The 13,671-nt window shown below is 40.0% G+C and carries 6 protein-coding genes; all 6 read right to left on the minus strand.

All coding sequences use genetic code 11. The features are described from left to right. Window positions 1-37 precede the first annotated feature (37 nt). The 6 genes from tuf to rpoB all read right to left on the minus strand — a co-directional run bounded on the left by tuf (window position 38) and on the right by rpoB (window position 13,492). Window positions 38-1,222: an elongation factor Tu gene (gene tuf, locus ESZ36_RS04110; protein ID WP_146783938.1), complete on the minus strand. Its 1,185-nt coding sequence runs from the start codon at window positions 1,220-1,222 to the stop codon at window positions 38-40. 93 nt (window positions 1,223-1,315) lie between these two features. After that, a complete protein-coding gene (fusA, locus tag ESZ36_RS04115) occupies window positions 1,316-3,415 on the minus strand; it encodes an elongation factor G (RefSeq protein WP_146783941.1) in 2,100 nt (699 codons plus the stop codon). A gap of 254 nt (window positions 3,416-3,669) precedes the next feature. Then, window positions 3,670-4,140 carry a 30S ribosomal protein S7 gene (gene rpsG / locus ESZ36_RS04120; RefSeq protein ID WP_011045491.1) on the minus strand — a complete coding sequence of 157 codons (471 nt, stop codon included), beginning with the start codon at window positions 4,138-4,140 and terminating at the stop codon, window positions 3,670-3,672. Between the two features lie 118 nt (window positions 4,141-4,258). Continuing rightward, window positions 4,259-4,633 carry a 30S ribosomal protein S12 gene (rpsL, locus tag ESZ36_RS04125; RefSeq protein ID WP_146783944.1) on the minus strand — a complete coding sequence of 125 codons (375 nt, stop codon included), beginning with the start codon at window positions 4,631-4,633 and terminating at the stop codon, window positions 4,259-4,261. A gap of 501 nt (window positions 4,634-5,134) precedes the next feature. Then, window positions 5,135-9,355 (minus strand): DNA-directed RNA polymerase subunit beta', encoded by a 4,221-nt coding sequence (rpoC, locus tag ESZ36_RS04130; RefSeq protein WP_146783947.1) that lies wholly within the window; start codon window positions 9,353-9,355, stop codon window positions 5,135-5,137. A 108-nt stretch (window positions 9,356-9,463) separates the two neighbouring features. Further along, complete coding sequence (gene rpoB / locus ESZ36_RS04135; protein ID WP_146783950.1) at window positions 9,464-13,492, minus strand: DNA-directed RNA polymerase subunit beta; 4,029 nt, start codon at window positions 13,490-13,492, stop codon at window positions 9,464-9,466. Between the last annotated feature and the right edge of the window lie 179 nt (window positions 13,493-13,671).

Raw genomic sequence — 13,671 nt, forward strand, 5'->3', positions numbered from 1 at the left:
GTACCAACAACGAAGCTAAATCGATGTTAAAGACAAATTAAGCCATAATCTTAGAAACAACACCAGCACCAACAGTACGACCACCTTCACGGATAGCGAAGCGTAAACCTTCGTCCATCGCTACTGGGTTGATTAGCTCAACAACAAACTTAAGGTTGTCGCCAGGCATTACCATTTCAACACCTTCAGGAAGCTCTACAGCACCTGTGATATCTGTTGTACGGAAGTAAAACTGTGGACGGTATCCTTTGAAGAATGGAGTATGACGACCACCTTCATCTTTCGAAAGAACATAAACTTCAGATTCGAATTTAGTGTGTGGTAAAATTGAACCAGGAGCACATAGTACTTGACCACGTTCAACATCTTCACGCTTAAGACCACGTAGAAGAACACCACAGTTCTCGCCAGCACGACCTTCGTCAAGAAGCTTACGGAACATTTCAACACCAGTACAAGTTGATTTTTGTGTATCACGGATACCAACAACTTCTACTTCTTCACCAATTTTGATGATACCACGTTCAACACGACCAGTAACAACTGTACCACGACCTGAGATTGAGAATACATCTTCGATAGGCATGATGAATGCACCGTCGATTGCACGCTCTGGCTCTGGAATGTAAGTATCAAGTGCATCAGCAAGTTCGATAATTTTCGCTTCCCATGCTTCATCGCCTTGAAGAGCGCCTAAAGCTGAACCTTGAATTACTGGTAAATCATCACCAGGGAAGTCATATTCAGAAAGAAGTTCACGAACTTCCATTTCTACTAGTTCAAGTAATTCTTCATCATCAACAACATCACATTTGTTCATGAAAACGATAATGAAAGGAACACCAACTTGGCGAGACAATAAGATGTGCTCACGTGTTTGTGGCATAGGACCATCTGTAGCAGCAACTACTAAGATAGCGCCATCCATTTGTGCAGCACCAGTTATCATGTTTTTGATGTAATCGGCGTGACCAGGACAATCTACGTGTGCATAGTGACGTACTTCAGTATCGTATTCGATGTGAGAAGTATTGATTGTAATACCACGTTCACGTTCTTCAGGAGCGTTATCGATTTGTGCGAAATCTTTAACTTCACCACCGTGAACTTTAGTTAATACAGCAGAGATAGCAGCTGTTAAAGTTGTTTTACCGTGATCTACGTGACCGATAGTACCAACGTTAACGTGCGGTTTATTACGTTCAAATTTTTCTTTAGCCATTTTTCAATTACCTTTAAGTTTAGTAAACTATATAAATTAAAAGGCGCAGTCAAAATGACCTTGCCAGATGTAAATATTCGAGTAATGGATTCTCTAACGAGTTTCCATAATTTTTTGTGCTACCAATTTCGGTGCTTCATTATACTGCTGAAACTCCATAGAGTAAGATGCACGGCCTTGAGTAGCACTACGCAAGTCGGTAGCATAGCCAAACATTTCAGCTAAGGGTACCAATGCATTTACAATTTTCGAACCTGCAGGACCTTCGTCCATACCATCAATCATACCGCGACGACGGTTTAAGTCACCTACAACATCACCCATATTGGCTTCTGGCGTAGTAACTTCTACTTTCATCATTGGCTCTAGAATAACAGGGTTTGCTTCAAGCGCACCTTTTCTAAAGCCCATAGAAGCAGCAACTTTAAATGCTATCTCATTTGAGTCAACATCATGAAAAGAACCATCATAAAGGGTAACCTTTATGTCTAATAACGGATAACCAGCTAAAACACCACTATCCATCTGTTCTTTACAGCCTTTTTCTACTGCAGGAATAAATTCTTTTGGTACGGTTCCGCCAACGATTTCGTTAACAAACTCAAAACCAGCACCTTCTTCATTCGGTTCCATTTTCAACCAAACGTGGCCAAATTGACCTTTACCACCTGATTGACGGATAAATTTACCTTCAACTTCAACAGTACCGCGAATTGTTTCTCGATAAGAAACTTGTGGGTTACCAACGTTACACTCAACACCAAATTCACGTTTCATACGTTCAACAAGGATATCTAAGTGTAGCTCACCCATACCCGAGATAATGGTCTGTCCAGTTTCATCGTCAGTGGCCACTCTAAATGAGGGGTCTTCTGCTGCAAGTTTACCTAAAGCAACACCCATTTTTTCTTGTGCTGCGAGTGTTCTTGGCTCTACGGCAACTGAAATTACCGGTTCAGGAAACTCCATGCGTTCTAGCGTAATAACATTTTTGATATCACATAACGTATCACCCGTAGTGACATCTTTCAAACCAATTGCAGCCGCTATATCACCAGCACGAACTTCTTTAATCTCTTGCCTGTCGTTGGCATGCATTTGTACTATACGACCAAAACGTTCTTTTTTACCCTTAACTGGGTTATAAACGCTATCACCTGTTTGCACTACACCTGAATATACACGGAAGAATGTCAGGGTACCAACAAATGGGTCTGTTGCTATTTTAAAAGCGAGTGCTGAAAAAGGTGCTTCATCATCTGCGGAGCGAGTACCTTCAGTTTCATCTTTATCATCATTGATACCAGTAATCGCTGTCACTTCAGTTGGTGAAGGCAGATATTCAATAACAGCATCAAGTACAGCTTGTACGCCTTTGTTTTTAAAGGCACTACCACAGCTACACAAAATAATTTCATTCGCTAATGTACGAGCACGCAAACCTATTTTAATCTCTGCTTCGGTTAACTCACCTTCTTCAAGGTATTTATCCATTAGCTCTTCATTGGCTTCAGCAGCTTCAGAAACGAGGTTTTCTCGCCACTCTTCAGCAAGTTCTTGCATATCTGCAGGAATATCTTCATAGCTGAAAGTCATGCCCTGATCACTTGCATTCCAGTTGATGGCCTTCATTTTTATCAGATCAACAACACCTTCAAAATCGTCTTCTGCACCAATAGCTAAATGTATTGGAACTGCATTTGCGCCCAGACGAGTTTTAAGTTGCTCAACTACATATAAGAAGTCAGCTCCTGTTCTGTCCATTTTGTTCACAAACACTATGCGTGGTACGGCATACTTTTCCATTTGACGCCAAACCGTTTCGGTTTGCGGCTGAACACCTGAAGAACCACATAACACTAATACAGCACCATCAAGTACACGTAAAGAACGTTCAACCTCAATAGTAAAATCAACGTGACCTGGGGTATCAATGATATTGATACGGTGATCATCAAATTGACCTTCCATTCCTTTCCAGAAACACGTAGTTGCTGCAGAGGTTATGGTTATGCCACGTTCTTGCTCTTGTTCCATCCAGTCCATAGTGGCCGCGCCATCATGCACTTCACCAATTTTATGAGATAGACCTGTATAGAATAATACGCGTTCTGTGGTTGTCGTTTTACCTGCATCTACATGCGCACAGATACCAATATTACGGTAGCGCTCTATAGGAGTGATACGGGCCAAAATGAAATCCTCTTACTATTACTGGTCAGTAAACAAGTAATATATATTTAGTGTTATTAATTAAATATTCGTTGTTGAGTAAATCACAACAGCCAAACACTTAATTAATAAAACTCTGACTCATATTTCTAACTTAGTGGTAAAAGCACTAGTCCGTAAAATGAGTATGGCTAGCAAGAGTAACTCTTGCTAGCCATGTATCTACCTTTGAGTAAACCCAAAAGTAGATAATACAATCAGTCAATACTGCTAGCTTACCAGCGGTAGTGAGCGAATGCTTTGTTAGCGTCAGCCATACGGTGAACGTCTTCACGTTTCTTAACCGCTGAACCTTTGCTATCAGACGCATCTAACATTTCGTTAGCTAGGCGCTGAGCCATTGATTTTTCACCACGTTTACGAGCTGCTTCAACTAACCAACGCATGGCTAGAGCATTACGACGCACTGGACGTACTTCAACTGGAACCTGATAAGTAGAACCACCAACACGACGAGATTTAACTTCGACAGATGGGCGGATGTTATCTAAAGCTTCTTCGAAAAGCTCTAATTGATCTTTTTCAGATTTCTGAGCTAAAATATCTAATGCACCGTAAACAATTTTTTCGGCAGTAGATTTCTTACCATCAACCATAAGGATGTTGATGAATTTTGCTAAAAGTTCGTTATGGAACTTAGGATCTGGCAATATTTTACGTTGCCCAACGACGCGTCTTCTTGGCATCTTAATTCTCCGTAGTATTCAGGATAAATCCAAAATATATAAATTTTAAAAATTTCTTAATTTGGCCTTACTTAACGTTTTTATCTTTTACCTATCAAGTAGGTAAAGGAGGGAAAACTTAAGATTTAGGTCGTTTAGCACCGTATTTAGAACGGCCTTGTCTTCTATCGCTTACACCAGAACAATCTAGCGCGCCACGAACAGTGTGATAACGCACACCTGGTAAATCTTTAACACGACCACCACGGATTAAAATCACGCTATGCTCTTGTAAGTTGTGACCTTCACCACCGATGTATGAAGTTACTTCGAAGCCGTTAGTTAAACGAACACGAGCTACTTTACGTAAAGCTGAGTTAGGTTTTTTTGGTGTAGTAGTATACACACTAGTACAAACGCCACGACGTTGTGGACAAGCTTGTAACGCTGGAACGTTACTTTTTGTTACTTGTCTAACACGTGGTTTGCGTACTAGTTGGTTAATAGTTGCCATTATAGCTCCTGATTAGTTGTTACCAAGGAAAGTAGCCTTGATAAATTATTGTGAAAGCTTTAAATCAATGGGAAAAGCTTACACGCTCGTAATATATCTTTTACCTTATAAAGACGTGAAAATCATCACACCTTTTATATTATGCACACTGGGTACAGAATATCAGGTCGCGAAATTCTATAGGTCAATGATTGAGCTGTCAAGTATTTATACCAATAACACTAACTAAGTGATCATTTTAAAATAGCCAAACGATCCTATAACCTCGTTGCTTTAACTAACAATCGTTCGCTATCACTCAAACAAACGTCTTGTTATTGATAGATTATTCTTGTTGCTTATTTTTAAGTGAAAGCTCTGACCTTACTTAATGACGTTGGTATTCGTTTTCTAGGTAAAATTTATAAACTATAAAAACAAAAAACCGCACCTCTTTCAAGGTACGGTTTTATAATAACGCTTTACTATATGGAGTAGAGGACTAGCCCATATAACAAGTTATTAATGATTACCTGACAGTAAATCTGAATTTAACGCATCAGTTAATGCTTTTTCTGCATCATCCGCTGAAACGGTAGATTCAACAGCTGGTGCTAAAGCAGCAGCTTTACGTCTTGCTCGTTCTTGATGGTACGAATAACCTGTACCAGCTGGGATTAAACGACCAACGATAACGTTTTCTTTCAAGCCACGTAGACCATCTTTCTTACCTGCAACTGCAGCTTCAGTAAGTACACGTGTTGTTTCTTGGAAAGATGCTGCTGAAATGAATGATTCAGTTGCAAGTGATGCTTTAGTAATACCCATCATCTGCATTTCATATTCAGCTGGTTGCTTACCTTCAGCTTCAAGTTCACGGTTTGAGATATTAACTCGCGCCACTTCAACTTGTTCGCCTTTAAGGAAAGTAGAATCACCTGCATCAAGAATTTCACACTTACGGATCATTTGACGTACGATAACTTCAATGTGCTTATCGTTAATCTTAACACCCTGTAGACGGTAAACTTCTTGAACTTCGTTAACGATGTAGTTAGCAACTGGTGCAACACCACGTAAACGTAAGATATCATGTGGAGATTCAGGACCATCGGCAATAACTTCACCTTTGATTACTGGCTCACCTTCATAGATATTCAATAGACGCGTTTTCGGGATCATCTCTTCGTAAACTTCACCGCTAGGCTGAGTAATCAATAAGCGTACTTTACCTTTGGTTTCTTTACCGAAAGCAACAACACCTGTTTTCTCTGCAAGTATCGCAGGAAGTTTAGGTTTACGTGCTTCAAATAAATCAGCTACACGAGGAAGACCACCGGTAATATCACGAGTTTTTGAACTTGCTTGTGGTATACGAGCTAGTGCATCACCAACGCCAACATCCGCGCCATCTTCAAGGTTAACAATCGCATTACCTGGAAGATAGTAAAGTGCTGGAATTTCAGTTCCCGCAATCATTACTTCTTTGCCTTTCGCATCTACAAGTTTCAATGCTGGACGCATTTCTTTACCTGTTGCATTACGTTGTGCAGCGTCAGTAATAACGATACTTGATAAACCAGTTAACTCATCAGTTTGGCGAACCATAGTTACGCCATCAGCAAGATCAACGAATTGAACCTTACCTGCCACTTCCGTGATGATAGGGTGAGTATGTGGGTCCCAGTTAGCGATAGTATCGCCAGAGTTCACTGCTTCACCGTCATTTTTAGAAAGTACAGAACCGTAAGGAACTTTATAACGTTCTTTCTCACGGCCCATTTCATCAATGATTGTTAACTCTGATGAACGAGACGTAATTACAAGATGTTTCTCTGAGTTTGTTACAAACTTAGCGTTTTGTAATTTCAAAGTACCTGTATTTTTAACTTGTACGCTGCTTTCAGCAGTAGCACGAGATGAAGCACCACCGATATGGAACGTACGCATTGTTAACTGTGTACCCGGTTCACCAATTGATTGTGCAGCAACTACACCAATAGCTTCACCTTGGTTGATCATATGACCACGAGCCAAATCACGACCGTAACAATTAGCACAAATACCAAAGTCAGTCTTACAAGTAATGATTGAACGTACTTTGATTTGATCTACTGAGTTATCTTCAATAACATCACAAAGTGCTTCATCAATTAGTGTATTACGCGGAAGTAATACTTCTTCAGTACCTGGAATTAACACGTCATCACACACGACACGACCTAGAACACGTTCGCGTAATGGCTCAACAACATCACCACCTTCGATTAGTGGCGTCATTAATAAACCGTCATGTGTACCACAGTCATGGTTAGTAACAACCAAATCTTGTGCAACATCAACTAAACGACGAGTTAGATAACCCGAGTTAGCTGTTTTAAGTGCCGTATCGGCAAGACCTTTACGCGCACCGTGAGTTGAGATGAAGTATTGTAATACAGTCAGACCTTCACGGAAGTTAGCTTTGATTGGCGTTTCGATGATTGAACCATCTGGTTTAGCCATCAAACCACGCATACCCGCTAATTGACGAATCTGTGCAGCACTACCACGAGCACCCGAGTCAGCCATCATAAAGATTGAGTTGAAAGAATCTTGTTCTTCCATTTCGCCATCGCGGTTTTTAACCATTTCTTTCGAAAGGTTATCCATCATCGCTTTCGAAACTTTTTCGTTAGCAGATGACCAAATATCGATTACTTTGTTGTACTTCTCACCGGCAGTTACTAGACCTTGGTCAAACTGGGCTTGAATTTCAGCAACTTCAGCTTCTGAATCTTCTACAATCGTATACTTAGCTTCAGGAATAACCATATCGTCGATACCAACAGAACAACCTGCAATCATCGCGTAATGGAAACCTGTATACATGATTTGATCAGCAAACATTACTGTTTCTTTCAAACCTAAGTTACGGTAAGCATGGTTAATCAGTTTCGAAATTGGTTTTTTACCAAGTGGCTTGTCAATTAGGTCATAAGGTAAGCCCTTAGGACATACTTGCCACATAATTGCGCGACCAACGGTAGTATCACGTAATTTAGTTACTGGTTCCCATTCACCGTCAGCATTTTTAACGTGCTCAGTGATACGAACTTTGATACGAGCATGAAGTTCAGCAACACCTGTACGGTAAGCCTTTTCTACTTCTTTCTCGTCAGTAAAGTACATGCCTTCACCTAAACCATTAATACGGAATCTTGTTAGGTAATAAAGACCTAATACAACATCCTGTGATGGTACGATGATTGGTTCACCGTTAGCTGGTGCTAGAACGTTGTTCGTTGACATCATCAACGTACGTGCTTCCATTTGTGCTTCGATTGTCAACGGTACGTGTACCGCCATTTGGTCACCATCGAAATCGGCATTGTATGCCGCACAAACTAGTGGATGAAGATGAATTGCTTTACCTTCAATCAACACAGGTTCAAAAGCTTGGATACCCAATCTATGAAGTGTTGGTGCACGGTTAAGCATAACTGGATGTTCACGGATTACTTCATCAAGTACATCCCAAACTTCAGCGCCTTCACGTTCAACTAATTTCTTAGCCGCTTTAATTGTAGTCGCTAAACCACGTGCTTCTAATTTACCGTAGATAAATGGCTTGAATAATTCAAGTGCCATTTTCTTAGGTAAACCACACTGATGTAGTTTAAGCGTAGGACCAACAGTGATTACTGAACGACCAGAGTAATCAACACGTTTACCTAGTAAATTCTGACGGAAACGACCTTGCTTACCTTTAATCATATCGGCAAGAGATTTAAGAGGACGTTTGTTAGAACCCGTAATTGCACGACCACGACGACCGTTATCTAAAAGTGCATCAACAGATTCTTGTAACATACGTTTTTCGTTACGTACAATAATATCTGGAGCAACTAAGTCTAGAAGACGTTTTAGACGGTTGTTACGGTTAATAACACGACGGTATAAATCGTTAAGATCAGAAGTCGCAAAACGACCACCATCTAGTGGTACTAACGGACGTAAATCTGGCGGTAAAATTGGTAGAACATTCATAATCATCCACTCAGGTTTGTTACCTGAGGCAGCGAATGCTTCCATTAATTTTAAACGCTTAGTGATTTTTTTACGTTTAGTTTCACTACCGATTTCTGGTAATTCTTCACGCATTTGCGCTACTTCACCGTCTAAATCGATTTGTTGTAGTAAAGCTAATACCGCTTCAGCACCCATTAAGGCGTCAAATTCATCACCGTGCTCTTCTAACGCATCAAGATATTCTTCTTCCGTTAGAATTTGGCTTTTTTCTAATGTCGTTAAACCAGGTTCGGTTACAACATATGACTCAAAATAAAGCACACGCTCAATATCACGTAACGTCATATCAAGGAGCAAACCAATACGTGATGGTAATGATTTTAAGAACCAAATGTGAGCCACTGGACTTGCTAATTCGATATGACCCATACGGTCACGACGAACTTTAGTCAATGTAACTTCTACGCCACATTTTTCACAGATAACACCACGATGCTTTAAGCGTTTGTATTTGCCACAAAGACATTCATAGTCTTTTACAGGGCCAAAAATACGCGCACAGAATAAGCCGTCACGTTCTGGCTTAAAAGTACGGTAGTTAATGGTTTCTGGCTTTTTAACTTCACCAAATGACCAAGAACGTACCAAATCTGGCGACGCTAATCCGATGCGAATACCATCGAAATCTTCGGTTTGATTCTGTTGCTTAAGAAACTTAAGTAAATCTTTCACACACTTCTCCTGTCGGAGTTAAACTTTGAGAAGAAGGCAAAATAATTTGCCTTCTTCGCTTACCGGCTTATCCATCAGGATAAGCGCAGTTGACTTATGGTTTGAAACCTAGTCTTTGTCCAACTCGATGTTAATGCCTAACGAGCGGATTTCTTTCAACAATACGTTGAATGACTCAGGAATACCTGGTTCCATGCGATGATCACCATCAACTAAGTTTTTATACATCTTAGTACGACCGTTAACATCATCAGACTTAACTGTAAGCATTTCTTGTAAGGTATAAGCAGCACCGTAAGCTTCAAGTGCCCATACTTCCATCTCACCGAAACGCTGACCACCGAACTGAGCTTTACCACCAAGTGGTTGATGAGTTACTAGTGAGTAAGAACCAGTTGAACGAGCATGCATTTTGTCATCAACTAAATGGTTTAGTTTTAACATATACATATAACCAACAGTAACAGGACGTTCAAACTCACGACCGGTACGGCCATCAGTTAATACGAACTGACCACTTTGTGGCATATCAGCAAGCACGAATAACTCTTTAATTTCTTTCTCTGCAGCGCCATCAAATGCTGGTGTAGCAATTGGTAGACCAGCACGTAAGTTACCTGCTAAGCGTAAAACTTCATCATCAGAGAAACTAGCAACATCAACTACTTGGCGAGATTCACCAACATTGTAAACTTCTTGAATGAAGTTACGTAGTTTATGAATTTCTTGTTGCGCTTCTAACATGCGGTTGATCTTTTCACCGATACCGCGACACGCCATACCTAAGTGAGTTTCTAAGATCTGACCAATGTTCATACGTGATGGAACACCTAACGGGTTCAATACGATATCAACTGGTACACCGAATTGATCGTATGGCATATCTTCAACAGGTACTACGTTTGAAATAACACCCTTGTTACCATGACGACCAGCCATTTTATCACCAGGCTGAATATGACGTTTAACAGCTAAGTAAACCTTAACGATTTTTAAAACGCCAGGTTGTAAGTCATCACCTTGAGTGATCTTACGACGCTTAACTTCAAACTTCTTATCAAAATCTTCTTTGATATTATCAAATTGCTCAGCAATTTGCTCAAGTTCAGCTTGTTGCGCTTCATCAGCTAATTTTTGTGTTAACCACTTGTCACGAGACATTGACGTTAAGTCAGACTCATTTAAACCAGCAGATAACAATAACTTCTTAGTACGTGCGTAAATACCATCTTCTAAAATGCTTAATTCATCGCCAAGATCTTTCTTAACTTCTTTAAGTTGCATTTGTTCAATTTCAACTGCACGAGCATCTTTTTCAACGCCGTCACGAGTAAATATTTGAACATCGATGATAGTACCTTTAACAGAGTTAGGTACACGTAATGAACTATCTTTAACGTCAGCAGCTTTCTCACCGAAAATTGCTCGTAGTAGTTTTTCTTCTGGCGTAAGTTGTGTTTCACCTTTTGGTGTCACTTTACCTACTAAGATATCGCCACCATTTACTTCAGCACCAATATAAACAACACCCGCTTCATCTAATTTAGATAATGCTGATTCGCCTACGTTTGGAATATCTGCCGTAATTTCTTCACTACCCAATTTAGTATCACGTGCAATACACGTTAACTCTTGGATATGAATAGTAGTAAATCTATCCTCTATAGCAACACGCTCAGATAACAACATTGAATCTTCAAAGTTGTAACCATTCCAAGGCATGAAAGCAATACGCATGTTTTGACCTAACGCCAATTCACCCATATCAGTAGAAGGACCATCAGCTAATACATCACCACGTACAACTGGCTCACCCATACGACACACTGGACGTTGGTTGATACAAGTGTTTTGGTTAGAACGTGTGTATTTAGTTAAGTTATAAATATCAATACCGGCTTCACCAGCATGCATTTCATTTTCATTAACTTTTACCACGATGCGTGATGCGTCAACATAGCTTACTACGCCGCCACGTTTGGCAACGGCAGTAACACCAGAATCAACAGCAACTACTTTTTCCATACCCGTACCAACAAGTGGTTTATCAACTCGTAAAGTAGGTACAGCTTGACGTTGCATGTTCGAGCCCATCAAGGCTCTGTTTGCATCATCGTGTTCAAGGAATGGAATAAGTGACGCCGCAACAGAAATAATTTGTTGTGGTGAAACATCCATATATTGAACTTCAGCAGAAGCTTTTAACGTAAATTCGTTTCTATGACGACAGTTAACTAAATCTTCCGTTAACATGTTTTTATCATCACTTTTAGCGTTTGCCTGAGCGATAACAAAGTTACCCTCTTCAATCGCTGATAAGTAATCAATATCGTCAGTCACTAAACCGTCAATTACTTTACGGTATGGTGTTTCTAAGAAACCGAAATCATTGGTACGTGCGTAACATGAAAGCGAGTTGATCAAACCAATGTTTGGACCCTCTGGCGTTTCGATTGGACAAACACGACCGTAATGCGTTGGATGTACATCTCGTACTTCAAAACCAGCACGTTCACGGGTTAAACCACCCGGCCCTAAGGCAGAAATACGACGCTTATGCGTTACTTCTGATAACGGGTTGTTTTGATCCATAAACTGTGACAATTGTGATGAGCCAAAGAACTCTTTCACTGCCGCAGAAATTGGTTTAGCGTTGATTAAATCTTGTGGCATGATTGCATCTAAGTCACCAAGACTTAAGCGCTCACGTACTGCACGTTCAACACGAACAAGACCAACACGGAATTGGTTTTCAGCCATTTCGCCAACAGAACGAATACGACGGTTACCTAAGTGATCTATATCATCAACTTCACCTTTACCGTCACGAATGCCGATTAAGGTTTTCATTACTGAAATAATGTCTTCTTTTGACAAGATACCAGTACCAACATCATCAGCATTGCCAACACGACGGTTGAACTTCATACGACCTACAGTTGATAAGTCATAACGTTCTGATGCGAAGAATAAGTTAGAGAACAATCCTTCAGCAGCGTCTTTCGTTGGTGGCTCGCCTGGACGCATCATGCGGTATACTTCAACTAAAGCTTCTAGCTTGTTAGTTGAACTATCAACACGAAGTGTATCTGACATATATGAACCAACATCAAATTCGTTCATGTATAAAGTAGATAATACTTTATGGCCCGCTTGGCTAAGCTCGGCTAATAATTCTAAAGTGATAATTGCGTTTGCTTCAGCAATTACTTCACCCGTAGATTTGTCGATGTAAGCTTTTGATAAAACACGACCAACGATATAATCTGCTGGTACTTCTAGTTTTTCCAATTTTGCTTTTGATAAAGCGCGAATATGACGTGCGGTAATACGACGACCAGATTCAACTAATACTTCACCTTTTTTGATAGAAATATCAAAAATAGCTGTTTCGCCACGAAGACGTTCAGGGATAAGATCCATGATCAACTTATCACCTTTAATGGTGTAATCAGTTGTGTCATAGAACATCGCTAAAATTTCTTCAGTCGAATATTCTAATGCACGTAAGATAATTGACGCTGGTAATTTACGACGTCTATCTATACGTACAAATAAGTTATCTTTTGGATCGAATTCAAAGTCTAACCATGAACCACGGTAAGGAATAACGCGAGCGTTATATAATACTTTACCTGAGGAGTGAGTTTTACCTTTATCGTGATCAAAGAATACACCAGGAGAACGGTGTAATTGTGAAACGATAACACGCTCAGTACCATTGATTACGAAAGTACCGTTATCTGTCATCAACGGGATTTCGCCCATGTACACTTCTTGTTCTTTGATATCTTTAACAGTACCTGCTGCGGCTTCTTTATCGTAAACCACTAAGCGTAATTTTACGCGTAATGGTGCAGAATAAGTCACACCACGAATTTGACATTCTTTAACGTCAAATAATGGTTCACCTAAACGATAGCTAACATATTGTAATTCTGAGCTACCTGAATATGCTTTAATTGGGAAAATAGAACGAAAAGCAGCCTCTAGACCGGTTTCACCTGTTGCGTCAATATCAATAAACTTGCGGAAAGAATCGAGTTGAATGGACAACAAGAATGGATATTCCATTACTTGTGCACTTTTACCAAAGTCCTTTCTAATTCGCTTTTTCTCAAAGTATGAGTAAGCCATGGGGTTCCTCAGCTTGCTGGTTATGGCCAAATCTGCCCACTGAGCAACGCTCAGTTAGACAGGTTATGCTGTAATATTTACGTCTAAATACTACTAGATGATTTAAAATAATCACCTAAACGCTTAATAGTAAATTGTTAACAAATAAAGAAATATTTATTCACTAACAACAAAAGCGC

Source organism: Colwellia demingiae (assembly GCF_007954275.1).
GTDB lineage: Bacteria > Pseudomonadota > Gammaproteobacteria > Enterobacterales > Alteromonadaceae > Colwellia > Colwellia demingiae.